The organism is Curtobacterium herbarum (genome assembly GCF_016907335.1).
GTDB lineage: Bacteria > Actinomycetota > Actinomycetes > Actinomycetales > Microbacteriaceae > Curtobacterium > Curtobacterium herbarum.
Map to the genome: position 1 here is coordinate 431,263 of NZ_JAFBBT010000001.1, position 24,963 is coordinate 456,225.

Annotated in this window: 16 protein-coding genes; 13 read left to right on the forward strand and 3 right to left on the reverse strand. The window is 70.0% G+C overall.

Annotated features, from left to right (window positions below; genetic code table 11):
• Nucleotides 1-236 precede the first annotated feature (236 nt).
• Entirely contained in the window at nt 237-1,184 is a 948-nt protein-coding gene (locus JOD51_RS17275; RefSeq protein ID WP_204606841.1) for an NUDIX hydrolase, read from the reverse strand.
• Nucleotides 1,181-3,346: an RNA degradosome polyphosphate kinase gene (locus JOD51_RS02185; protein ID WP_204606842.1), complete on the reverse strand. Its 2,166-nt coding sequence runs from the start codon at nt 3,344-3,346 to the stop codon at nt 1,181-1,183. Before JOD51_RS02185 ends, JOD51_RS17275 begins: the two co-directional genes overlap by 4 nt.
• A 230-nt stretch (nt 3,347-3,576) precedes the next feature.
• Between JOD51_RS02185 and JOD51_RS02190 the strand changes: the two genes are divergently transcribed.
• The 13 genes from JOD51_RS02190 (at nt 3,577) to JOD51_RS02250 (ending at nt 22,555) form a co-directional block, all read left to right on the forward strand.
• The gene (locus tag JOD51_RS02190; RefSeq protein WP_204606843.1) at nt 3,577-8,949 is read left to right on the forward strand and encodes a DUF6531 domain-containing protein; all 5,373 of its coding nucleotides are present in this window, start codon (nt 3,577-3,579) and stop codon (nt 8,947-8,949) included.
• A gap of 3 nt (nt 8,950-8,952) precedes the next feature.
• Entirely contained in the window at nt 8,953-9,390 is a 438-nt protein-coding gene (locus JOD51_RS02195; protein WP_204606844.1) for a hypothetical protein, read from the forward strand.
• A gap of 241 nt (nt 9,391-9,631) precedes the next feature.
• Entirely contained in the window at nt 9,632-10,102 is a 471-nt protein-coding gene (locus JOD51_RS02200; protein WP_204606845.1) for a hypothetical protein, read from the forward strand.
• A 31-nt stretch (nt 10,103-10,133) separates the two neighbouring features.
• Nucleotides 10,134-10,889: a hypothetical protein gene (locus tag JOD51_RS02205; protein WP_204606846.1), complete on the forward strand. Its 756-nt coding sequence runs from the start codon at nt 10,134-10,136 to the stop codon at nt 10,887-10,889.
• Between the two features lie 224 nt (nt 10,890-11,113).
• Nucleotides 11,114-11,563 (forward strand): hypothetical protein, encoded by a 450-nt coding sequence (locus tag JOD51_RS02210; RefSeq protein WP_204606847.1) that lies wholly within the window; start codon nt 11,114-11,116, stop codon nt 11,561-11,563.
• Nucleotides 11,564-11,629: 66 nt separating this feature from the next.
• On the forward strand, nt 11,630-12,049 hold the full coding sequence (locus JOD51_RS02215) for a hypothetical protein (RefSeq protein ID WP_204606848.1): 420 nt from the start codon (nt 11,630-11,632) through the stop codon (nt 12,047-12,049).
• A gap of 59 nt (nt 12,050-12,108) precedes the next feature.
• Nucleotides 12,109-12,606, forward strand: coding sequence for a hypothetical protein (locus tag JOD51_RS02220; RefSeq protein WP_204606849.1), 498 nt, complete (start codon nt 12,109-12,111; stop codon nt 12,604-12,606).
• Nucleotides 12,590-12,958, forward strand: coding sequence for a hypothetical protein (locus JOD51_RS02225; RefSeq protein ID WP_204606850.1), 369 nt, complete (start codon nt 12,590-12,592; stop codon nt 12,956-12,958). The genes JOD51_RS02220 and JOD51_RS02225 overlap by 17 nt, the downstream gene beginning before the upstream one ends.
• A gap of 26 nt (nt 12,959-12,984) precedes the next feature.
• Entirely contained in the window at nt 12,985-13,386 is a 402-nt protein-coding gene (locus tag JOD51_RS02230) for a hypothetical protein (protein ID WP_204606851.1), read from the forward strand.
• Nucleotides 13,387-13,509: 123 nt separating this feature from the next.
• Nucleotides 13,510-13,866: a hypothetical protein gene (locus tag JOD51_RS02235; RefSeq protein ID WP_204606852.1), complete on the forward strand. Its 357-nt coding sequence runs from the start codon at nt 13,510-13,512 to the stop codon at nt 13,864-13,866.
• 176 nt (nt 13,867-14,042) lie between these two features.
• Complete coding sequence (locus JOD51_RS02240; RefSeq protein ID WP_204606853.1) at nt 14,043-16,841, forward strand: hypothetical protein; 2,799 nt, start codon at nt 14,043-14,045, stop codon at nt 16,839-16,841.
• On the forward strand, nt 16,838-18,196 hold the full coding sequence (locus tag JOD51_RS02245; RefSeq protein ID WP_204606854.1) for a type 1 periplasmic-binding domain-containing protein: 1,359 nt from the start codon (nt 16,838-16,840) through the stop codon (nt 18,194-18,196). The genes JOD51_RS02240 and JOD51_RS02245 overlap by 4 nt, the downstream gene beginning before the upstream one ends.
• A 48-nt stretch (nt 18,197-18,244) precedes the next feature.
• The gene (locus JOD51_RS02250; protein WP_204606855.1) at nt 18,245-22,555 is read left to right on the forward strand and encodes a type VII secretion EssC family protein; all 4,311 of its coding nucleotides are present in this window, start codon (nt 18,245-18,247) and stop codon (nt 22,553-22,555) included.
• Nucleotides 22,556-22,822: 267 nt separating this feature from the next.
• On the opposite strand, the gene JOD51_RS02255 is transcribed toward JOD51_RS02250, so the two are convergent.
• Nucleotides 22,823-24,949 (reverse strand): serine/threonine-protein kinase, encoded by a 2,127-nt coding sequence (locus tag JOD51_RS02255; protein WP_204606856.1) that lies wholly within the window; start codon nt 24,947-24,949, stop codon nt 22,823-22,825.
• Nucleotides 24,950-24,963: the final 14 nt, after the last annotated feature.

A 24,963-nucleotide genomic window follows, 5' to 3' on the forward strand; every position in this document is an offset into this window, starting at 1 on the left:
ATGTAAGTGCAGTGGGACCGCTGTGTGGTCCCCGGGCCGGTGCTGACCCGGGAGTGACTGTAGGGACGAGAGGTGACCGGGATGACGCTCCCCGGTGAACGGGAGGTGAACGCGGGGTTCATCCGGTGCGGGTCGCCGGACAGCGGCCAGGGCGCGGGAGCAGGATCGGGGCACGCTGCCCACCGTGCGGTGCTGCTCTGGCGGTGCTGGTCTGGCGGTGCTGGTCTGCCGGAGCTTCAGGCGCTGACGGAGTTGCGGTGCGTCTCGACGGCGACGAGCTTGCGCCCGGCGATGTGCAGCACCGAGAACTCACCGACCGAGAGCATCGCGGCGCGGCGCAGGTCGAACTCCGACGCGTCGTCGGCGGTGTCGGTCGCGATCCGCGCCACGATCTCGGGCAGGACCGGGCCGTGCGAGCAGAGCACCGCGCTCTTCGCCTTGTCCAGGCGCTTCCGCACGACACCCCTGACGTCGGCGATCCCACGCTCGTGGGCGTCCTGGCTGATGTCCGCGGTGTCGGACACCCCGACCTTCGTCCGCGCCGACAGGGGTTCCACCGTCGCCAGGCACCGGGCCGCCGTGCTGCTGACGATCTTCTTCGGGCCGAACGCCGCGACCGGGGCCGCGGCGGCCTTCGCCTGCGCGCGGCCGAGGGGGAGGAGCGGCCGCGTTGCGTCGGGCCCGTCCCAGTCGGACCCGGGCACGGTCTTCGCGTGCCGCAGGGCGATCAGGGCGAAGGTGTCGTGCTCGTTCGCGGCGGCACGTTCGGCGAACCGGTCGAGGATCGCGACGTCACGTTCGTAGGTCAGCCGCTTGCGTGCGTCGTCGATGGAGACCCACTCGACGGCGGCGACCTCGTCGTTCGGACGGAACCGGCCGGCGCGTTCGGCTTCCTTGCGGGAGACCCGGGCCGACCAGTAGTGCACGACCTTGTCGCGACCGCTCGGCAGCACGTACTCGGCCCGGCCGAGGGGAGCGCCGAGGTGGACGCGGTACCCGGTCTCCTCGTCGATCTCACGGACGGCAGCCTCGGGCACGCTCTCGCCCGGGTCCACCTTGCCCTTGGGGAAGGAGACGTCCCTGTGGTGCTCGCGGTGGATCAGGAGGACGAGCGGCCCGCCGTCGTGGTCACGCCACACCACTGCGCCGGCCGCGACGACCGGGCCGGTTTGCCCACCGCTCACCGAGTGGAACGCTTCCGTGCCGAGATGGTCCGCATGAGGACGTTCTGCAGGTCGTCGAGCGGGCGCCCGTCGTCGTCGGTCGAGTGACGGCTCCACTCACCGTCGGACTCGAGGTGCCACGAGCTGGTCGTCTCGGCCATCGCCAGGTCGAACATCTCCTGCACCTCGGTGATGTGCGCCGGTGTGGTGAGGCGGACGAGGGCTTCGACGCGGCGGTCCAGGTTGCGGTGCATCATGTCCGCGCTGCCGATGAAGACCGCGGGGTCGCCGTCGTTGTGGAACGCGAACGTGCGGGAGTGCTCGAGGTACCGCCCGACCACACTGCGGACCCGGATCGTCTCGCTGACGCCTTCGAGGCCCGGCTTCAACGAGCAGATGCCGCGGACCCAGATGTCGACCGGCACCCCGGCCTGGCTCGCCAGGTACAGGGCGTCGATGATCTGTTCGTCGACCATCGAGTTGACCTTGATGCGGATGCCCGAGGGCTTGCCGGCACGGGCGTTCTCCGCCTCGGTCTGGATCCGCTTCACCAGGCCCTTGCGGAGGTGCAGCGGCGCCACCAGGAGACGCTTGAACTTCTTCTCGATCGCGTACCCGGAGAGCTCGTTGAACAGGCGCGTCAGGTCCTTGCCGACGATGTCGTCCGAGGTGAACAGCCCCATGTCCTCGTAGATGCGCGAGGTCTTCGGGTTGTAGTTGCCCGTGCCGATGTGGCTGTAGTGCTTGAGCGTCCCGCCCTCCTGCCGGATGACGAGCACCAGCTTCGAGTGCGTCTTCAGCCCGACCAGGCCGTACACGACGTGCACGCCGGCCTTCTCGAGCTTGCGCGCCCAGGTGATGTTGTTCTGCTCGTCGAAGCGCGCCTTGATCTCGACGAGGGCGAGCACCTGCTTGCCGGCGGCGGCCGCGTCGATCAGCGCCTCCACGATGGGGGAGTCACCGGAGGTGCGGTACAGCGTCTGCTTGATCGCCAGCACGTTCGGGTCGGCAGCGGCCTGCTCGAGGAAGGCCTGCACGCTCGTCGCGAAGGACTCGTACGGGTGGTGGACCAGGACGTCCCGAGCGGCGATCGCGCGGAACAGGTCGGGCTTCGTGTTCGGCTCGCCCGGCTGGAACTGCACCGGGGTCGTCGGCACGTGGCGCGGGTAGTGCAGGTCCGGCCGCGGGAGCTTGGCGAGTTCGAACAGCCCGCCGAGGTCGAGCGGCGACGGCAGACGGTAGACCTCCTGCTGGGTGATGTCGAGCTCACGGACCAGCAGGTCGAGCGTCACCGGGTCCATGTCCTCGGTGATCTCGAGACGGATCGGCGGTCCGAAGCGACGGCGGAGGAGCTCACGCTCGAGCGCCTGGATGAGGTTCTCGGCCTCGTCCTCTTCGATCTCGACGTCTTCGTTGCGGGTGATGCGGAACACGTGGTGCTCGAGCACCTCCATCCCCGGGAACAGGTCGGGGAGGTGGTTCGCGATCAGGTCCTCGAGCGGGATGAACCGCAGGCGCCCGGAGTTGTCGTCCGGCAGCTTGATGAAGCGCGGGTAGTTCTGCGGCACCTTGAGGCGCGCGAACTCCTGGCGCTGGGACTTCGGGTTCCGCACCCGGACGGCCAGGTTGAGCGACAGGCCGGAGATGTACGGGAACGGGTGCGCCGGGTCGACCGCCAGGGGCATGAGCACCGGGAAGATCTGCTCCGAGAAGTACTCGCGCATCCGGAGCCGGTCGTCCTCTCCGAGGTCGGACCAGTGCTCCACGTGGATGCCGGCGGCGTCGAGGTCGGGCTTCAGCGATCCGATGAACGCCTTGGCGTGGCGTTCCTGCAGCTCGTGGGCCTTCATCGCGATGTCGCGCAGGACGTCGCTGGGCGCACGGCCGACGTTCGTCGGGACCGCGATGCCGGTGTCGATGCGGCGCTTCAGGCCGGCGACACGCACCATGAAGAACTCGTCGAGGTTCGAGGCGAAGATCGCCAGGAAGTTCGCTCGCTCGAGCAGGGGCTGCGTCCGGTCCTCACCCAGTTCGAGCACGCGCTGGTTGAAGCGGAGCCAGCTCAGCTCGCGGTCGAAGTAGCGATCGGAGGGCAGCGATTCGTGCTCGATCTCCACGACCTCGTCGAAGTCGTCGAGGTCGTTCGCGACGGAGTCGCCGTCGAGCTGCGGTTCGGTGTCCATGGCGACATCCTGCCACCAGCACCATGCGCCGGGGGCTGCTCGGGTAGCGCCTGTGGAGACAGCGGGTGAACGGGCGGTGCTGTGGACGACGGTGTGGGTCTCCACAGGTGGGCGCCGGGTGGGTAGACCAATCGGTATCGTGATGCGCGTCAGAGTCCCCCGGGGGGATCCAACGCGCGGGGCTCACCGACCATCACGACCAGCACCACTTCTCCGGGGGACGATCCAGCATGGCTGACCAGCTGCACGCCAACACCGATCCGATCGAGTTCGACGACGCGACCGCTGACGCACTCGGCAGCGCCATGCGCAGCGCAGCCAGTGCGATCGACGGGCAGGTCGGCAGCCGTCAGTCGTACGTGTCGACGGCATCGCAGGAGTTCCGCGGACACTTCTCCGACCTGTTCACCGAGAACGCCAGCATCGCGAAGAGCGACGGCTCGACCATCTCGGACATGATGCGCACGGTTGCGGGCTGGGTCGACGAGATGAAGACGGCCGCCGCGGAAGAGCGCGAGCGCCGCCGCAAGGCGCGCGAGTGGCAGGAACAGCAGGCCGACCGCAACGGCTTCGAGAAGTGGTGGGACGACACCTTCGGCACCGGGAACCCGCCCGACATCGAGAACAAGCCCGCGCCTCCCTTCGGTCCGGCCGACGTCCAACCGAAGCCGCGGCAGACGCCGTCGCCGGGTGCCGGAGGCGGGGGAGCCGGCACGTCGTCGGCCAAGCCCGAGGACCTCCGGTCGTTCGCGAGCGGTTCGACGACGCTGAACACCGAGCTGGCGGGCAGGCCCGCGCTGCTCCGCGGCAAGCTGGCCGACTTCGCATCCCGGTGCTCGTGGGGCACGATCAACGCCGACGGGCTGGTCGCCGGGTTCGAACGGTGGCTCGCCGCCAACGACCAGGACGTCGCGTGGGCGACGACCATCGCCGACGCCTTCGCCGCTGCCGGAGGCGAGGGCTCGGTCTCCACGCTCTCGGACGCCGCGCTCGGGGCAGCGCTGCAGGCCGCGGGCGTGTCGGCCACCCGGAGCGACCTGCAGATCGATCCGCCCACGGCGTACGGCGCACAGCCGACGACGGGGTACTCGATGGACCCGGTGAACACGACGACCGGCAACTTCCTCGAGCCCGAGCTCGACCTCGCGCACGACGGTGCGTCCGCGTCGCTCCGGTTCACGCGCATGTACAACTCACTCGACCGGCGGGTCGGGCTCTTCGGCCCCGGTTGGGCGTCCGTCCTCGACACCCGCCTGCTCCTCGACGACGAGGGCGCGTCCTTCGTCGGCGCCGACGGTCGACTCGTCCGCTTCCCCCGCGCCGGCAGCGGCTGGGCCCGCGGCGTCGGCGAGAACCGGTGGCTCGCGGCAGAGGACGACCTGCTGGTCGTGCGGGACAACGAGGGCGGCCGCATCGACTTCACCCCGGCCGGACTCTGGCTCGGCGAGAGCACCGGACCGGGTACCGCCGTCCACGTGGAACGGGACGGCGACGACACCGTCCTCCGGCTGCGGCACGAACGCGGACGCTTCGTGGACGTCGAGTACGTCGACGGGCGTGTGGCCGTGCTGCGTGCCTCCGACGGACGCCGGGTCGAGTACGGGTACGACGACCGCGGCCGACTGCTGTCGGCGACGACGGCGCTCGGGACGCGGACGTACGGCTGGGACGACGACGACCTCGTCGTGACGGTCACGAGTGCGGACGGCGTGCTCGAGGTCGACAACACCTACGACGCGCACCGTCGCGTCGTCGAGCAGATCAGCCCCCACGGGCGACGGGTCCGCTTCGCCTACCTGCCCGGTCGGGTCACGGTGGTGTCCGACCACGACGGCACGCGGTCGAACAGCTGGATCGCCGACCCGAAGGGACGCCTGGTCGGGGTCATCGACTCCGACGACCGTCGGCAGACGATGAGCTACGACCCGCACGGCAACCTCGTGTCCGCGACGGAACGCGACGGTTCGGTGACCGTGCACGCCTACGACGGGCGGGGGCGACGCATCCGGACGGTGACGCCGACCGGCGGTGACCTGACCTACGGGTACGACGACGCCGACCGGGTCACCACGGTCGTCGCCGAGAGCGGCAGCGTCGTCACGTACGAGTACGACGGCGACGAGCGCGACCCGGCTGTCATCATCGACCCGATGGGCGGCCGCACCGAGCTGCACTGGCAGCACGGCCTGCTCGTCCGGGCCGTCGACCCCACGGGCGTCACCCTCGACCTCGACCACGACGCGGCCGGCGAGCTCGTCGCGGTCACCAACGCGGTCGGCGACACCGCACGGATCGAGCGGGACAGCGCCGGCCGCGCCGTCGCCTCGATCAGTCCGACCGGCGCCCGCACCGAGTACCGCCACGACGCGGCAGGGCAGGTCGTCGCCCGCCGGGACCCGGACGGTGCGACCTGGACGGCCGAGTACACCGTCGGCGGGCGCGTCAGCGCCGTCACCGACCCGACCGGCGCGCGGACCGCCCTCGCCTGGGGCGCGGACGGCGAACTCGCGGCCACGACCGACGCGCTCGGCCGGACGACGCGCCGGACGTACGACGACCAGGGCAACCCGCTGCAGGTCACCCTGCCGAGCGGCGCGTCCTGGACCTTCGCGCACGACGCCTTGTCGCGCCTCCAGTCCGTCGTCGACCCGACCGGCGCCGTCTGGCGGCGGGAGTACGGGGTCAACGGCGACCTGCGCGCGGTGACCGACCCCACCGGCGTCCGGCGCGAGTTCTCCGACGACCCGGCGACGGGCATCGCCACCCTCGCGGACGCGTTCGCGACGACGACCGTCCGTTCGGACGAGTTCGGACGCCCCGTCGAGGTCACCTCGGACGAGACCGGATCCGAGCTCGTCACCTACGACGCCTGCGGTCGGCCCGTCGAGCTCGTCGACGGCGAGGGCGGGCTCACCCGCCTCGAGCGTGACCTGGCTGGTCGGATCGTCGCGATCGTCACACCGAGCGGTCAGCGGACCACCTACGAGTACGACGCCTGCGGCCGTCCGTCAGCCGCCACCGACGCGCACGGGAACCGCACGACGGTCACCTACGACGCCGAGTCGCGCGTCATCGCACGGACCCTGCCAACGGGCGACGTCGAGCGCACCGAGTACGACGTCGTCGGGCGCGTCGTCGCGCGCACCACGCCGGGCGAGGGCACGTCCCGCTGGCGCTGGGACGCGGCCGGGAGGCTCGTCTCCGTCCACGACACCCGTCACGGCCGACGTCGGTTCCGCTACGACGCAGCCGGTCAGCTCGTCGAGGCCGAGAACGGCCTGGGCGGGGTCACGACCTACACGTACGACGCCGACGGGCACCTGGTCGGCGCGACCGACCCGCTCGGCGCGGTCACCCGGTACGCGTACGACCGGTCCGGCCGGTTGACCGGGATCACCGACCCGCTCGGCCGGAGCACGACCGCGCGGTACGACGCCGCCGGCCGCCGGACCGAGCAGACCGACCCGGACGGCCGCGTGCTCCGGTGGGAGTACGACGCGGCGGGGCGTGAAGAGCAGCTCTCGGTCGACGGGACCGTCATCGCGGACACCACGTACGACAGTGCTCGCCGCGCGGTCGTCGTCACCGACCACACGCGTGGCCCCGGCCGGGACACCGAGCACGAACTCTGCTTCGACCGGCGCGGTCTGCTCGTCCGGCGGAGCCGCGGCGGACGAGCGACGTCGTGGGAGTACGACGCCGACGGCCTACGCACGGCGCGCACGGACCCCGACGGGCGGCGCACGACGTGGCGCTGGGATGCCCTGGGCCGGATCGTCGCCGTGGAGCGGGACGGCCTCACCCCGGCCGTCTTCACCTCCGACGCGCTGGGCCGCATCGTGCAGGCGTCGACCGGGGACGTCATCCAGTCGTGGTCGTACGAGCGCGGCTCGCTCGTCGAGCACACCGTGACCACGCCGGTCGGCAGCACGACGACCCGGGTCGAGCGCGACGAGGACGACCGCATCAGCGCGATCGCCGGTGCGGACGGTCGCGTCGTCTACGGTCACGACGCGGCCGCGCAACTCGTCAGTGCCCTCGACGTCAGTGCCCTCGACGGCAGCGGCTCCGGACGCACCTGGCAGTACGACGCGGCCGGGCGTCTCGTCGCCGAGACCGTCGACGGCGCCGAGCAGCGGCACGAGTACGACGCTGCCGGTCAGCTGCTCGTCACCACCACCGCCGACGGTTCCCGGACCGAGTACGTCCACGACGGGCTGGGGCGGCGCGTCCGGAGGACTGCTCGAGACGGGTCCACCACCGAGTACGCGTGGTCGGACCTCGGCTTCCTGGCCGGCGTCGTCGAGCGGGACGCGTCGTACAGCGAGACCGGCCGGATCGAGGTCTGGACCGACGCCCTGGGCGAGGTCGCCGAGGCGGGCGGGGCCGAGGTCTGGTGGGACACCGCCGCGGGCGTGCCGTCCCTGACCTCCGTCGGAGCGACGCCTGTCCTGGAGTTGCCGGGCGGCGTCGTCGCCCTCGACGGTGACTGGACGGCGTCGGGATGGCGCGGAGAACGGGCCACCGACGCGGCTGATCCGTGGGCGCTCCTGGAGTCGACGGTCGGAGCTGCCGGTCGAGCGGACCTGCCGGCGGGCGTCGGGCTGACCCCCGGTGGGAGCCTCAGCATCGGCGGCATGGAGTGGCTCGGGGCCCGGGTGTACGACCCGGTGGCCAAGGGGTTCCTGTCGACCGACCCGCTGGCGCCGATCGTCGGGGCCGGCTGGTCGGGGAACCCGTACTCGTACGCGGGGAACGACCCGCTGCACGCGATCGACCCGCTGGGGCTGCGGCCGGCGACGGACAAGGACCTGCAGGCGTACCGGGATGCGCACCAGGGGGCGATCGGGACGCTCAAGTCCATCGCAGATGACCACTCCGATCTCATCGCGGGAGTTGCAGTCGCATTGGGCGTGGGGTTGACCGTCGCAACGATGTTCACACCGCTTGGGCCGCTCGCCCTCATCGCCGGGGGTGCCCTCCTGAGTGGAGGAGTGTCCGCTTGGCAGCAGAAGCGGAACGACGGGAAGGTCGACTGGGGGAGGGTTGGCCTGGCTGCGCTCATTGGTGGAGCCACCGGAGCAGTCGGAGGCGGCGTGGCGGGTGTGCTGAAGCAGTTCGCTCCGAAGCTCGAAGGCGTCATCGGGCCACAGGTAGCGCGCGTTGCCTCCCCTCTCCTGAGGAAAGCAGCTGTTCGAGCCATTGGCGGTCAAGGCAGAGCAGCAGTGGCAACCGGAGTGCAGGGCGCGTTTTCCAATGCTCTGGGGTACGTGACGGATCCGGACAACGGCCACAAGAACCTTGGCGGGTTGGTGCAAGCGACCGGCGCGGGTTTCGCCACGGGAGCAGTGGCGAGTTCCGTTTCGACGGTCGTGAGTCCGGCAATGGGTAGACTTTCTGGTGAAGCTCTACCCGGGGCCAGGACAGTCGTCTCTTTGTTGGCCGACCACGCCGTGAGCGGGATACGCGCTGTAGCGAACCAAGGCTTGAAGCCGGACGATAACGGAGGAACATTCGCTCACCCGCTGACCACTTTCGTTGGAGGATTCGTGTCCGGCACCAGGGGCCCCCGGGTTTCGATGCACGCCGCGCCACAAGGATGAACTATGACTCATAGCCTCGACCGACCTGGCGGCAAGAAGATCTCACGTCGCAAAGCCTGGCTGTCTTTCTCCGCATCGATGATCGCCCTTCTCGGGGTGTTCGCGATCTTTGTGTTCGGCCCGCTGGCGCTCCATGCTTACGACCGCGCGCACCCACAAGTCATCAAATGCGACGTGTTGCGGGCGGAAGCAACGTCGGTGAATGTGCAGTCCACGAACTTGTCCAGTACGAGAATCCCGCGGGTAGCGGTCAAGACCAAAGGGTGCGGTGCTCTCGCCGTCCAGCGGGGAGTGACCGTCGAGAACAGGGACCGGATCGCTGAAAAAATCGATGGTCGGACTTGCCAGTTTGTGGTGGGAGCTGGTTCCTTCCAGATGCGTGCTTTCCTGGGTCTGTTTCGAGTTGTGCCAGAGGTGTCGAGTTACAAGATTGTCGATTGATGCATTCCCGCTCATCATCTTACGATTGTTCAGCCAAAGCCGCCTCGTATACTGAGAAGGAAGCTCTCACTACGCTGCAGCCACCTTCGTCGTGGATTTTATCTTGGGGACCAAGGGTCCGCGGGGATCGATGCTTGCCATTCCCCAAAGATGAGTTGCCCTTCTCCAGATCGATATCACGACCAGGAACTATGGGACGATCTCATCTGGAACGTCCGGAGCGGTCTACCTGGGGGCCTCCGTGGCGAAGGGCGAGCAGATCACCGGCCGAGGCCTGGTGGCATCCTCGGTCGGCGGCTTCGTCAGCGGCTCACTCGGAGGGCTCAGCGGTCCGGCTGGCGGTACCATCGCGGAGACGTTGGGGCGTCCGGTTGAGGGGCTGGTGGCGAAGGGAGCGAGCACCTTGATCGGATCGGCGAGCGCCGCAGGCGGATCTGGAATGTCCTCCATGATCGGGGGCCACGACCTCACATGGCAGGACCTGGCGTTCAGCTCTGTATCCGGTGGTGTCGCTGTTCACCTTCCCGCAGTCAATCACCGGTTCGAATCTTCGAACATGGAGGCCCTGAGGAAGATGCCGTACACGCAGCCGCAGACCGGAAGCGGACTGTTCAGCAACCAGCCGAACAGTGTCGCTCTGTGGGGTTCGGCCGCCTCAGATGCTGCTGTCGGCGGTACCGGCGACGCGCTATGGCAGATGTTCCATGGCTGATTCTGTGCCACGGAGGCGTGCGCCCCGGCCGATGACCCGCGCGACGATCATCTGGAACTCAGGGATCGTCGTCGTGCTGCTCACGATTGCCTTGACTTCCGCGATCCAAGGTTCCCAGCCGGTGGTTCTCGTGCTTGCGAGCGTTCTGCTGCCGTTCGTCGTTGGATTCGTACTCGCCTCGTTCGCGCGGGAATGGCTCTTGGGCGTCTTGATGGTCCTGGCGGTCGGGGTCCCTCTGCTGCAGTTGGCCGGTTTGACGGGAGTGCCGCTTGCGCGGGTGGCATGGTTCTTCTCCATCTTCGCCGGTTGGTTCACGGGCGCGATGATCGGACGGCGACGGGGCGAACGGCGAGCGAGGGCCGGAGAGTCCCGGCACTACCTCGACTGGGACCTCAAGGGCAAAACATTCCGCGAGTGGTCTCCGACTGCCGCGCAGGTTGAAGCGAAGGTCCGAGCTCTCGATGGCCAGCAAAGGGCCATGGTCTCCATCGTTCGCGATCATGCTCGTCTGGATGTGTGCAACGGAACGAAAAGTCAGTTTGTCGTCTTCGAAGCGGCGGACGTCCGGGACGACAACTCCTGGCGCATGCCAGCGAGACCTTCCCAGGCCGGTGAGGTCGAGGTCCGACTCGGAGACGTCACTGCTCCGGTGGACCGCGGACTCGTGATCGACCTCGAATCGGCGGTCGCCATCGCAATGGCGTTCGAGCTCGGCCAGACGGTGCAACCTGAACCCGACTGGTGGGAGGGCACGCAGGTGCTGACAGTTCGGCCCTCGTTCATCTGAAACAGATCGCTGCCTGGTCTGGTCACGAGGCTGACTAGCCGAACGTCGCACCTCGGCAGCCCGAGCCCACAGATGAGCAGTGTGAAGAGCATCAGACTCAGGGGTCTTGCTCTCGAGCGGAGGAGCCGACAGCAGATCGGACGTCCGGGTCCTTCACTTTTCTCGTGTCAGTGCTCACGTAGAGCGGGAATCTGTTCGGCGTTGCTGGAACGAAGAGACAGGGAGTGATCGTGGCCTCATCCACGACCGGAGTCATCACTGGACGGAGGCGCTCGAAGCGCCGTGATCGTCTCGTCGCGATCGGGATCCTCGTCCTGGTCGTGTTGGTGCCGGTGCTCGTGATCTTCGTCGGCCCGATCACGCTGAAGGCGTACGACGCATCCCACCGCACCGAGGTGACCTGCGAGGTGCGATCTGCCCACACCGGTGTGGGGACGTCGCGCTCGGTCAACGGTGTGGGTTCGTCCAGTAACCAGGTCGTGATCGTGACGTCGGACTGCGGGACGTTGACGCTGCGCTGGGGCGTGACGTCGGAGAACAAGGAATCCATCGCTGACGGCTTCGCTGCCGGCACGACGTGGAAGTTCGAGGTCGGGGCAGGCTCGTACAAGCTGCATCCCTTCTTGGACACCATTCGGCAGGCGGTCTTCGTCAGGGAGCCTCGACGCGCGTGAGGTCGAGTTGGAAGCGGGATGACGAAACGAGGAAATGTGAACCCCTTGGACCAGAACGGTGACAGCGTGCGAAAGTACTCGAGGCCTGTGCAGTGGGTGGCGTCGCTGCTGGTGTTGGCGCTCTTCGCGATCGTGCTGTTCGTCTTCCTGATCGGGCCCGAGATCCTCACCAGGTACGACAAGGCGCACATGACGACGATCAGTTGCGAGGTGACCGCCGCCTACGCTGGCTCGGCTTCAACTCGGTCGCTGAAGGGGGGAGGTACATCGTTGCCCCAGGTGGAGTACCGGTCGCCGGATTGCGGCAATCTCGTGTTGAGCCGAGGGCTCACTGTGGCGCTCGCGGAAAAGAGAGCTGCTGAGATCGTCCGAGGTGAGCGTTACGACTTCCGGATAGGTGGAGGTTCCGCACGCCTCCGCGGGTTGTTCCAAGCTTTTGGCGTGGCTCCCGATGTGACCGGTGTACGTGCTGACGGCGGGAACTGAACCGATCTGATACCCGCACGAACGCCGCAGACGCGTCGGACGATCGCAAGGGGAGAAGCATGAACAAGCCAGTTGCGGAATCGCTCGGTGGTGCTCTGCGCAGCCGCCGTCGAACACTCTTCGATCGCTTCGTGGCCGTGCTCATGCTGTTCGCCTTCATCGTCCTTCCGGTCGGCTTCTTCGTGGGTGGACCGGCTCTGTTGAAGTCCTACGATGCTGCGCACGTGGTCGAGTTGCGGTGCACCATTCAATCATCGGAGATGAACAAGACATCGTCCCGATCCGCGGGTGGGATTGGTGCATCCGGCGCTGAAGTGCTGCTCGACACCAGCTGTGGAAGATTCGTCTACGTTGACGGGGTCACTCTCGCGAATGGTGACCAGGTCGCGGATTGCTTCCCGAGTGGGTCTGTTCAGACCTTCTCAGTGGGCAAGGGTTCCATCGCTATTCGTGGCCTGCTCGAGTTCTTCCATCTGAGGACGAGGGTGAGGACCGTGGAGCCATCGAAGCCCGATGCCAGTCCGAAACAGGAGGTGGTCGATGAAGTCGACAACTGATCGAGGTACGGATCAGCAACCGATCGCCCTGGTGGTCGCCGTCGCAGGGGTGATCATGGGAGTCGTCTTCCCCGTCGTCTCTGTCGGAGACCGAGTTGCGGGGGTTCTGCCCATCGCTCTCATCGGCACCGCTGGTGGGCTGTTGCTCATCGGCGGAGTCTTCTATTTCTGCCCGGCGAGCGTCGGGTCGCCGGTGCTCGTGATACTGATGCTCGCCGTGATCTTCACCAGTCGTCAGATCGGTGGGACATGGCTCATCCTCATCCCGAGTTTCATCGCGAGCGCCTTCGGAAGTGCGGTGCTCGGCGGTCACTTGCGTTTCCTCCGCTTGCGAGCTGCGCGAGGTCGGTGATCATGATGCCTGTTGCGAAGCGCAAGATGTCGAAGACCACGGCGCGGGTGTTGTTCGTGCTGTGTGCCTTCGTCATCGTCTTCGTGAGTTCGTTCTTCCTCGCCGGGCCCACGGTGCTCCGGTCCTACGACGACGCACACCGCGTGCAATTGGTGTGCGTGGTCTCTTCCGCGGAAGCCAGCACCGGATCTTCGCGCTCGGCGAAGGGCGTCGGCGCATCGACACCGCAGGTCGTCATCGAGTCACGCGAGTGTGGCAAGTTCGTCTTACGTGAGGGAGTCACGACGGACAACAGCCGTGACGTCGCATCGAGTTTCAAGAGCGGAACCACGTACGAACTCGAGGTCGGCGACGGATCCTTGACGACGCGGACTCTGCTGCGAGTGTTCGGCGCATCTCCGGAGCTGCTCGGGTACCGGCCCGCATGAGCTGTCGATGGTCATCACGGAAGGTGTGGAATGGCTGAGCGCCTCATGAGTACCGCAGCCGGATCTGACGCGGAGCCCGGGCGACGGCGAGGCGGCGTCCTCGTCGTCTTGATACTGATCGCGATGGCTCTCATCACGGTGCTGGTCCTCGGCGGGTCGTACGCGTTGCATGCCTACGACCGGTCCCACGTGATCTCCGTCACGTGCACCGTCACAGCCGCTGAGGGAGACGTCGGATCGAGCTCCTCGGGCAAGGGGATCGGATCGTCGTTCGAGCAGGTCGAGATCTCGACGAGGGAGTGCGGACCTCTCGTGCTCCGGCGGGGGGTCACGGCTGAGAACAAGGAAGCGATCGCTGGTCGGCTCGAAGCAGGAGGCCGGACCCGTTTCGAGATCGGCGCGGCTTCGTTCCGTTTCCGCGAACTCCTCGTCAGCGTGCGTGAGCGAGTGGTCGTCTTCGGGTTCAGGCAGCAGCGGTGAACCAGGGTGCCTCCCATCTGGGACGCCGCAGGCAACGCTGAGGGACCCCGGAGCGTGGCTAGCGCCCCACGTGGCCCGAACGGGGGAGTCCCGAGCCTGTGGAGAACGGAACCCGGGAGGTGCGCTACCCGGCTAAGATCGAATCGCTTGTCGGTTCTTGAGGGGGACGGTCGTCAATGTCGTTGCGCATGCTGCATCCAGGGGTACGAACGAAGAGCGGCCGCGCGCTCGCCGTGGTCGCGATGGCGGGTGCTGCTGCTCTGGTGCTCTCGGGGTGCACCTCGTCGGACCAGACGGTCGAGAAGCCGTCGCGCGTGCTGCAGACGGTCGACACGAAGCTGGCGGCGGACGGGTCGATCACCGCGATCTCCGACACCGCGATCTCGGTCGGCAAGGACGGCTCGTCCTCGTCGGTCACCGAGCACGACGCCGCGAAGGCCGCCACCGACCTACCGCTGCGCGTGACGACCCAGTACACGACCGCCAAGAAGAGCGGTACCGACCTCGCAGACCTCGCGGGCTACTCCGGCCGGGTCGAGATCGACCTGACCGTCGAGAACCTGACCGTGCGGTCCCGCAACCTCACGTACGACGTGGCGGGCGCCTCCCGGACGACCCCTGCCCTCGTCGGCGCTCCCTTCAGCATCGCGGCGTCGACCGTCCTGCCCGGGACGAAGCCGAGCAAGATCGTCACCGACACGTCCGACGACGCCACCGCGACGGACGGTGTCGTCAGCGCCAACGGCGACGGTGACGCGGTCGTGCAGTGGGGACGACTGCTCGCCCCGCCGACCTCGGGCGCCAGCACCACCCTGCACCTCGTCGCGAACGTCGACGACTTCGCGGCACCGTCGTTCGACATGGCCGCTCAGCCCGGCATCTCGACGGACCTGTCCTCGACCGGTGTGGTGAACGCGGCCTTCGGGTCCGACACCGACTCCGAGCTGGCACTGCAGCGCCGTACGATCGACCTCATCTCCCAGGTCAACGAGGTCCTGGCGCGCGCCGGCAGCACGATCACCGAGGTCCGGTCGAACCTCGAGACGACCTCCGCCACCCTCGGTGTCCGGACGGCCGAGCGGCTCAAGGAGAGCAGTTCGTCGCTCGCCAGCACGATGCAGTCGCTCTCGGGTCAGCTCAGCTCCCTCAAGGGCGACCTCGGGTCGACGGTGAGCGGGACCCAGTCCACGGTCCTCCAGCAGCTGCAGGAGACGACGACCAGCCTCGATGCGTTGCTCGGTGACACCTCCGCGACTGCTCCGGCCCCGGCCCTCGACGGTCAGGGATGCGCCGCGGAGCCGCAGCCGGCTGCGGGCGGGGCCAGCGTCTACGGCAACCTGCTCCGCGTGTCCGCACAGCTCGCCGGGTACGCCGAAGCCAGCGAAGCCTGCAAGCAGCAGGTCAGCACGCAGCTCGCAGCATCGGTCGGACCGACTGAGCCGACAGCGGAGAAGTGCGCCGCCGATGACGCGAAGTCGTCCCTCACGTGCGCGCTCTTCGCCTCGTCGACGACCATCACGTCCGCGCTCACCAAGCTCGTCTCGACTGGGGACGACCTGGCCGCCAGCCTGCAGCCGGAGCTCGCGCAGCAGGCGATCGACAGCTACGGCACGCTCGACTCGAAGCTCGCCGGGATCGACCAGGTCCTCGCCGATCTCGCGTCCGAATCATCGGGCGGGGTCGACGACCGCGAGGTGGCCCTGACCGCACTCCGTGAGCGCATCCAGGATGCCCTCAAGACCGTCGATCCACTCGTCCAGGCAGTCGGCGCAGTCCATGACCGTGCAGTCGGCGCTCGGGGCGTCATCGGCGAGCTCGATGCCTCCGCAGGCGACCGGTCACTGCAGGGGCAGAACGCCGCTCTTGCCCAGCGCATCTGCCAGATGATCGCGCCCACCGATCCGACCGGCTTGCTGCCCAAGCTGCCCGGGCTCACCGAACAGCAGGCCGACGAACTCCGGTCCTACCTGACGCGGAAGCCGTGCGTCGATGACGGCGACGGGAAGACCTTGAACCCGCCGCTGGGGTACTCGGCCCCGATGGACGAGCGCCTCGATGCGCAGGCGAGTGACTGGGACGCCGTGATCGACAGCACTGATCTCAAGAAGCCGGAGAACGGCATCAGCTCGGTCATCGCCAACCTGCAGGACGCCCTCAACCGTGCAGAGAGCGCTCGCGTGGACGCCGTCGGCAAGATCGACGACAACGACAAGAGCACGAGCGGGACCCTCGACGAACTGCGTGCTGCATCGGCCGCAGCGAACACGGCTGGCGACGACATCAAGGCCAAGCTCGACATGCTCAAGACCGAGCAGGACGCCCTCGCACAGAAGGTCAAGGACGCCTTCGCGAACGCCAACAACGAGACCGCCAAGAAGATCGACGCCCTCATCGACCAGCAGGTCCGCGACGTCTCGAAGCAAGCGGAGAGCAGCAACGCAGCCGTGCTGAAGGCCTTCGACCAGTCGATCGCTGGTCTGCGCTCCACCTCGAAGGACGTCACGAACGGCGCCAAGGGCACGATCGACGAGCAGAAGGGCAAGCTCGAGCAGCAGAACACCGCCCTCGCGGGTGCGGTCGACGCGCAGACGAAGCAGAGCCTCGCCCAGATCGACGCGAGCACCACCGCGTCGACGCGCGACGTCGAGGGCGCGAGCACGCTGCTCACCGGCGACCTCAACCGCGTGATGCTCGACCTCGGCGACCGCAAGGTCAACGGGTCCGGCATCCTCGGTGCGATGGCGACCAGCGCGGCGAAGTCCGACTCCGCCGACTACCAGCTGGCCCTCGCCTCGCAGAACGCCGCCGGGTACGCCAACGTCCGTGCCGAGGACGTCGCGGGCATCCTGCTGCAGCAGGAGCAGTTCCGCGCCTCGCTCGACGCCGCCACGGCACTGCCCGCGTTCCGGATGGACGTGCCGAAGGGCGCGACCTCGACCACGCTGTACGCCTTCACCATCGGAGCCGCACGATGACCCACCAGGCCGTCGAGGAGACGCCGGACGTCCGCGGTCCACGGCAGCCGCTCGTCATCGTGGCGCTGGCCGTCCTGGTCATCGCCGTGGTCCTCGCGGTGGTGGTCTTCGTGATCGACCGGAACACCCCGGCGGCCGAAGCCGTGCCGGCGACGGTCCCGGTGCCGATCCGGGTCGCCCACGTGCCCGACGGCACCAAGATCGGTGTCGTCGTGACGCTCGGCGACGGCGAGGGGTCCGAGTGGGACGAAGCCGCGCAGGGCGCCCTGGTCGCGGCGAAGCGCCTCACCCTCGGTGGCACCGACGTCGAACTCGTCACCCGCAACGACGGCGGCAGCGCGAGCGGGGCGAAGCGCGCCGTGCAGCAGCTCGTCGACAGCGGCGTGGCCGGCATCGTCGTCGCCTCGTCCGGCGCACACGTCTCGGGTGCGCTCGACGCCGCGTCCGACGCCGGTGTCCCGGTGGTGCTCCCGTACGCCGACGGTGGCGACGGGTCCTGGTCGACCGGGCCGTCCCGGACGTCGGTCAGCGCGGCGATGCAGCGTGCGATCCGCGGCGCCGACGCCCCGCTGCTCGTGGACCTGGGTGGCGGTGCGCCGTCCGGCATCCGGTTCGCCCACGTGATGGACGCCGCCGACTCGGCCGACGACGCCGCGCTCGCGACGACCGTGGCCGAGCGGACGGGTGCCACCCCGACGACCGCGACGTCGGACGCCACCGCCGCGCCGACGGACACCGAGACCACGAAGCCCGACTCGGACGCGGTCGTGGTGAGCGGTCCCGCCGCACGACAGGGTGCGTTCGTCGCGGCCCTCCAGTCCGCCGATGTCACCGTCCCGGTCGTGCTCACCCCCGATGCGACGAGCCCGGCGTTCGGCACCGCCCTCGCCGCGGCGAACGGCAGCCTGTCGGGCACCTTCGTCTCGACCGGGGTCGCGACGGACGACGCGCGTGCCCTGACCTCCGACGCGCAGGGACGGGCGATGTCCGCGTTCCTCGGCGGGGTCCGGGTCCTCGCCGACGACGCGGATGCGCAGAACCTCACGGCCGACCAGCCGTTCAGCGCCGTCGCCTGGGCTGCGGACTCCCGGAGCCACGATGCGGTCGTCGCGCTCGTCCGTGCCGTCGGTGCGGCCCGGAGCGACAAGCCGTCCGCGGTCGCGGACTCCCTGTCGACACTGCGCCTGGACGCCGGGGACGGCATCGCCGGTCCCGCGCTGGACTTCCGGCAGCAGCAGGCCCTCCGCTCCGACGCGACCGTGCTCGCGGCCTCCTCGCAGACGCTCGGCCTGCGCCCGGCGACGACCGAGCAGACCGCGTCGCTCGTCTGGTTCCAGGACTCGACGGCGCGCTGACCTCCGGGCCGGCAGCACCCACCACACCACGGACGACGAGGAGCGCGCATGCGTCTGCTGATCGAGCTCGACGACCGGCGTGAAGCGGTGGAGGTCGACGGCTGGGCGAACGCCAGCTCCCTCGGCGAACTGGTCGAGTCGGCGACGGGCCTGGCGCTGGAGCCCGGCACGACCCTCGCGGTCGACGGGCACCGGACGAGCGTCGACACACCCCTCCGTGACCTGGTCCTGCTCGAGGGCTCGCGCATCGCCCGCACGCCGGAGGAGCGCCCGCAGCTGGTCGACGGCTGGACGGTCACCCTGGCGGGTGGCCTCGTCACCGGTTCGGTGGTGTCCGTCCCCCGCTCCAGGAGGCTCGTGGTCGGCCGCGCCCCGCAGGCGGACCTGGTCCTGCCCACCGAGAGCGCCTCGTGGGAGCACTGCACGATCGAGCGCGAGGACGACGGCGTCCGGATCCGCGACGCCGGCTCCACGAACGGCACCGTGGTGGCGGGGGAGCGGCTCGACGAGGACGGCGTGCTCGTCACCGTCGGCACGAGCGTCATCGTCGGCGGAGCGGTCCTGCTCGTCCGCCCGGACCTGCACGAGACGCCGGTGCCTGCGCCCGGGTCCCTGCCGAACCTGACCCCGGCGGCGACGGCGCCCTTCAACCGTCCGCCGCGCCCGGGCCGCAACACCGCGGTCGAGCCGGTGTCCCCGCCGACGAAGCGTGACGTCCCGCCCGCGTCGAAGTTCAGCTGGATCACGGTCGCCGCTCCGCTGGTCCTCGCCGGCGCGATGGTGCTCCTGCTCGGCGACGCCCGGTTCGCGCTCTTCGCCCTCCTCAGCCCGGTGACGGCGATCGGCATGTGGTTCGAGCAGAAGCACCGGCGGGCGCGGAACCTCAAGGAAGAGGACGAGCGCTTCGCCGAGGCGGTCCGTGGCTTCAGCGGTGAGATCACGGCGGCCGCCGCCATCGAGGCCGCTCGACGGCAGGAACTCGTGCCCGATCCGGCGAGTGTCGTCCGTCGTGCGCTCCTGCCGTCCACGACGCTGTGGCAGCGTCGCGCCGACGACGTGGACTTCCTCAGCCTGCACGCCGGCACCGGTGACGCACCGTGGCGGCCGGAACTGGACTCGCGGGCGACGCAGACGAAGCTCGAAGAGGACGCGAAGGTTGCGATCGAGTCGAGCAAGCTCACCGCCGCGCCCGTCGTCGCCGACCTGAGCGACGCCGGTGTGGTCGGCATCGTCGGCGACCGCGAGGGGGCGCTCGCACTGGCCCGCAGCCTCCTGGTCCAGGCGACCGTGCACTGCGGGCCCGCCGACCTGACCGTCGGTGTGTTCTGTGACCGGGGCCGCGAGGACGACTGGTCCTGGGCCTCCTGGCTGCCGCACGCCCGCGTGGCGGGCAGCAGCACCGGCCAGCGGTGGATGTCGGCGCAGCGTGACCAGGGTGCCGCGGTCCTCCGGGGTCTCCGTGAGTCGATCGACGAACTGCCGACGCCGGAACTCCTCGTCCTCATCGACTCCGAGGTCCTGACCGAGGGCCGCGACGCCCCCGCCCGCAGCCTGCTCGGGCACGGCCGGAGCGCCCTCGGGCAGGTGCGTCGGCCGGGCGAACGTCCGCGTCGGGTGAGCGGGATCGTCATCGCGACGAACGAGCAGCAGCTCCCCGCGGCGTGCACCACGATCATCACGGTCAGCGCGGACGCCGCGGCGACCGTCTACCGCCCGGAGGACCGGACCCGCGTCGAGGACGTCGTGCTGGCCGGGCTGTCGCCGGAGACCGCTGAGCTCTGCGCCCGCCACGTCGCCCACTTCGACGACCCGGAACTCCTGGTGCCGGGGGCGTCCCTGCCGGCCCTCGTCCGGCTCCCCGACCTGCTGACGAACGCCGCGACCGCCGCCGGCGGCGCCGCGGCCGGTGCCTCCGCCGGCACGTCCGGCACCGCGGGCGAGCCGTCCGCCGCGTCCGCGATCCGCGCCGCCTGGGAGGCCCGCACCGGCTTCTCGACGCCCATCGGCTCGTCCGAGAGCGGCGTCCTCGAGATCGACCTGGTCCGCGACGGCCCACACGGCCTGGTGGGTGGCACGACCGGCTCCGGCAAGAGCGAGTTCCTGCGGTCCTTCGTCGCCGGGCTCGCCGCCCGCAACGACCCGACGCGCCTCAACTTCCTGCTCGTCGACTTCAAGGGCGGTGCCGCGTTCGCCGCGTGTGAGCGTCTGCCGCACACGATCGGCACGATCAGCAACCTCGACGAGCAGCTCGCCGACCGGGCGATCCGTGCCCTCGAAGCCGAGCTCGGTCGTCGGCAGCGGGTGTTCGCCGCAGCGGGTGCGGACATCGACAACCTCGACGCGTACCTGGCGACGAAGCCGGCGGAGCCGATGCCGCGTCTGCTGTTCGTGGTGGACGAGTTCGCGATGCTGGCGAAGGACTTCCCGGACGTCCTCACCTCGCTCGTGGCGATCGCCGCGGTCGGTCGTACCCTCGGCGTCCACATGCTCCTCGCGACCCAGCGACCGGCCGGTGTCGTCAGCGAGGACATCCTCGCCAACACGAACATGCGCGTGGCACTGCGTGTGCAGAGCCGCGAGGACTCGACGAACGTCATCGGCGTCCCCTCCGCCGCGGGCATCGGGCGCCAGCAGACCGGTCGCGCCTACGTGAAGCTCGGGCAGGACGACATCACGCCCGTGCAGACCGCACTGGTCACCGGCCGTGCGCGGGACCTCCGCGCCGAGCAACCGGTCACCGTGCGTCCGACCGACGTCTTCGGTGTGCCGGCACCGATCGCCTTCAACGCTCCGGCCGCCTCCGACCTGACCGACCTCGACGTCCTCATCGACGCCATCACGGCGGCCAACGACGAGGCCGGCTACGCCCCGCCCCGCCCCATCTGGCCGGAGGCGCTCGGCACCTCCGTCGCACTCGACACGCTGGTCCCCGCCGACCGCCCGGCCGGCGCACCGAGCACGGTCCCGGTCGCACTCGCCGACGACCCGGACAACCAGCGGCAGGTCACGACCGGTTGGGACCGGACCGAGGGCAACCTCATGCTCATGGGCATCCCCGGCAGCGGGACGAGCACGGCGTTGGCGTCGATCGCCCTGCAGCTCGCACGGACCACCAGCCCCGAGGACCTCGACCTCCTGGTGCTCGACATGGGTGCCGGCGACCTGGCCCCGCTCGCCGACCTGCCGCACACCAGCGCGTACGTCGGCTCCGGCGCGGGCGCGGGTGAACTGCAGGCACGCATGCTCCGCTACCTGCGGACCGAACTCGACCGTCGCCGCGCAGCGCCGGGTGGTCGCCGCGCGGTCGTCCTGCTCGACGGCCTCGCGGCACTCCGTGACGAGTACCAGGACTTCGAGGGCCAGCAGCTCCTCGACGCCCTCTACCGCGTCTACGCCGAGGGGCCGGCGCTCGGCATCTCGTTCGCGGTCTCGACCACCCGCGCGAAGGCCGTCCCGTCCGCGATGGACGAGGTGACGACGCAGAAGTGGCTGTTCCGCCTCGCCGACCCGTACGACTACGCGACGATCGGGGTCCGCCCGAAGGACGTCCCGCCGCCGGTCCCGGGCCGCTTCATCGACTCGATCAGCAAGCTGCAGTCGCACGTCGGCACACCGAGCGGGACCCTGACCGAGGCCGTCCGCGCCGTCGCCGAGGCCTGGCCGGGTACCGCGCCGAAGGCCAGCGCCGTCGGTCGTCTGCCGGGAGCCGTGTCGGTCGCGGACCTCAGCGTGCCCGCCCGGTTCGACTCCGAGCCGTGGCAGATGCCCGTCGGCATCGCGGAGGACGACCTCGGCACCGCTCTGCTGGAGGTCTACGACGGCGAGCACGTCCTGGTCGCCGGCCCCGCACGGTCCGGCAAGTCGTCGGTGCTCCTGGCCCTGGCCGAGTCGGCGCGCAACACCGACGGAGTCCGACCCGCGGTGTGGGCGATCTGTGACCGCCGCTCACCGCTGGCGTCCGGCTCGTTCGACCGCATCGCCGTCGGCGCGGACGAGGTCCCGGCGCTCCTCGCGGGCCTCCGACTCGAGCGCGGCCCGGTGCTCCTGCTCATCGACGACGCCGAGCGGTTCGACGACGCCGACCAGAGCATCGCGTCGGTGTTGTCGACCGAACGCCCTGGCCTCTGCGTCGTGGCGTCCGGCCGTTCCGCCGACCTCCGCACGATGTACAGCCACTGGACGCGGGCGGTCCGGAAGTCCCGCTGCGGGGTGCTCCTGCAGCCGGACGTCGACTACGACGGCGAGCTCCTCGGCGTGACCCTGCCCCGCCGCTCGCCGGTGGCGCTGACCGTCGGTCGTGGCTACGCCGCTTCCGGAGGCGCGGTCCGACTCGTGCAGACCGCCTCCGCCGCCAGCTGACCGTTCCCGCCACCGATCGCCGCGGCGCACCGGCCCCGTCCGGGCCAGGAACGCGACCGATCTGCGCCGACCTCGGGCGGCCATCTGTCGCGTTGGGCACCGACCGGCGGCCGGGAGGCGCGTGGCGGCGCCGCCACACGCCTCCCGACCGGCCGTCGCACCGACCGGCCGCCCCACCGACCGACTGTCGCACCGACCAGATCGGACGCGCCGACCCGGCGAACCTGGCGGACCCGCCCGCCGGCCGCCCCCGCGACGGCACCGACCTCAGTCGCGCGTGGTGATCCCGAACGGGTCGCTCTCGAGGTTCGTGAAGTTCCCGACCGTCGCCCGCACCGTGCAGGACGGCGCCACCGACAGTGCGGTCACGACGAGCCCGTCCGACGACACCGCGAGCGCGCCCGAGCAGCCGTCGGCGAAGCGGACCCCGGACTCCCCGCCGGCGACGTCGACGAGCATCTCGGACGGCCGACCGGTGCTCGGGCTGCGGTAGAGCGGGTTGAGCTCGTCCGCACCGCTCGGCCACACCGGCACGAGGGTGACGGGCAGGGTGGTCTGGCTGACGCTGCGGTCCGGGGTGCGCACGTCGATGCCCTGCAGGCGCTGCACCGGGTACGCGGTCCCGCTCACGGACTGGTCGGTCACGGCGGCGGTGGTCGCCGCGCCGACGGCGTCGAGCCACTCCTGCAGCGCCGAACCTCCGGCCCCGGAGCCGCCCCCGGCCGACGAACCCGACCCGGAGCCAGACGAACCGGCTCCTGACCCGATCGTGTCCGCAGGCACCGTCGCCTGGACCGTGACGGAGCCGCCGGCCTCGATGTCGACGCCCGACAGGCTCCACGCGCAGGCGGTGTCCACGCCGGTCAGCGACGGCTGGTTCCGCTTCGCGGTGACGCCCTCACCGCTCCAGGTGGCGACGGGACAGTCGGCACCCTTCGTCGCCGCGGGGAGGACCTCGAGCAGGGGCCCGGTCAGCGGCGCGGTCTGCGCGGCGTAGGTGATCGACAGCTCGATGGTGCCGGCCGAGGCGTTCACCACGGCCTTGCGGGTGGTGGTCAGGCCGGTCGGCAGCGGCCGGTCCTGTTCGTAGGCACTCGCGCTCTGCGCCCCGGTCGCGCCGCCGCCAGGACGTTTCTTCCCGGCGCCGGGCAGCCAGACGACGGCCGCGATGACGAGCACGACGACCAGCACGATCCCGACGACGCCGAGGAGCAGCATCCGGTTCGTCAGCCAGTCGGGCCGGGTGAAGCGCCGTCGGGTGGTCGCGACCTCGGCGGGTGCTGCGGGCAGGACCGGGCGGGCCAGCGGCCGGATGACGGTCTGCGAGCCGGCGGGTCCGAGCTCCGGCCCGGGTTCCACGGGGCCTGGTTCGGCGCCGTCCTCGGCCGACGCGAGCGCAGCACCGTCGGTGCCGATCGTGGCGATAGCGGTCCCGCTGCCTGCCGAGCCGACCCCGCCGCGGACGACCGTGGCGGGCCGCTCGACCTCGTCGAACGCCTCCGGGTCGTCGACCCGCTCCAGCGCAGGGGTGTCCCGCAGCGACCGGGCGAGCCGGCGGAGCGTCGCGGCGGCGTCCACCGCGGAGGGACGGGCAGCGGGGTCCTTCGCCAGCAGGGACGACAGCGCGGCCCAGAGGGCGTCGGGGACGTCGAGCCGCGGCGGCGTGGAGGTCACGTGCCGGTAGGCGACGGCGAAGTCGGTGCCGGGGCCCGCGAACGGCGTCCGTCCGGCGAGCAGTTCGTAGAGCATGACACCGGCGCCGTACACGTCCGAGGCCGGACCGGAGCGCCCCTGGCTGATCGACTCCGGCGCCATGTACTGCGGCGTGCCGAGGAGCCCGGTGGTCTTCCGGTCGCGTTCGGCCACGACCGAGGCGATCCCGAAGTCGGACACCCGGACGTCGCCCGTGCTGCCGGCGGTCCACTCGTGGTCGAGCAGGACGTTGTCGGGCTTGACGTCCCGGTGGCTGACGTCCCGTTCGTGCGCGACGGCGAGTGCGTCGAGCGTCTCGGCGGTGATGGTCAGGGCGTCGCGCGGCGGCAGGGTGCCGACGGCGAGCAGCAGGTCGCGGGCGGAGCCGCCGCCGACCAGGTCCATGACGATGGCGAGCCGGTCGCCCTCGACGACCAGGTCGCGCACGCGGACGATCGAGGGGTGCTGCAGTGCCAGGAGCACCGAGCGCTCCCGGACGAAGCGTTCGACGACGTCGGGCTCGGCGGCGAGTTCGGCGCGCAGCAGCTTCGCGGCGAGCTGCTCACCGGTCGCGGTGTGCTCGGTCCGCCAGACCTCGCCGGACGCGCCGGTCCCCAGGAGCTCCACCAGCCGGTAGGACGCGCCGAGTGGCTCCCCCTTGCCGTACTGCGAGCGCTGCGCGTGCTGCCCGTACTCCGCCACAGATCCCCCGAACC

Excerpts from the sequence above, each read along its gene's own strand:
- JOD51_RS02205 (WP_204606846.1), top strand. The coding sequence starts at position 10,134 with ATGACCCGCGCGACGATCATCTGGAACTCAGGGATCGTCGTCGTGCTG.
- JOD51_RS02235 (WP_204606852.1), top strand. The coding sequence starts at position 13,510 with ATGGCTCTCATCACGGTGCTGGTCCTCGGCGGGTCGTACGCGTTGCAT.
- JOD51_RS02190 (WP_204606843.1), top strand. The coding sequence starts at position 3,577 with ATGGCTGACCAGCTGCACGCCAACACCGATCCGATCGAGTTCGACGAC.
- JOD51_RS02230 (WP_204606851.1), top strand. The coding sequence starts at position 12,985 with ATGTCGAAGACCACGGCGCGGGTGTTGTTCGTGCTGTGTGCCTTCGTC.
- JOD51_RS02225 (WP_204606850.1), top strand. The coding sequence starts at position 12,590 with ATGAAGTCGACAACTGATCGAGGTACGGATCAGCAACCGATCGCCCTG.
- JOD51_RS02245 (WP_204606854.1), top strand. The coding sequence starts at position 16,838 with ATGACCCACCAGGCCGTCGAGGAGACGCCGGACGTCCGCGGTCCACGG.
- JOD51_RS02240 (WP_204606853.1), top strand. The coding sequence starts at position 14,043 with ATGTCGTTGCGCATGCTGCATCCAGGGGTACGAACGAAGAGCGGCCGC.
- JOD51_RS02250 (WP_204606855.1), top strand. The coding sequence starts at position 18,245 with ATGCGTCTGCTGATCGAGCTCGACGACCGGCGTGAAGCGGTGGAGGTC.
- JOD51_RS02185 (WP_204606842.1), bottom strand. The coding sequence starts at position 3,346 with ATGGACACCGAACCGCAGCTCGACGGCGACTCCGTCGCGAACGACCTC.
- JOD51_RS02220 (WP_204606849.1), top strand. The coding sequence starts at position 12,109 with ATGAACAAGCCAGTTGCGGAATCGCTCGGTGGTGCTCTGCGCAGCCGC.
- JOD51_RS02195 (WP_204606844.1), top strand. The coding sequence starts at position 8,953 with ATGACTCATAGCCTCGACCGACCTGGCGGCAAGAAGATCTCACGTCGC.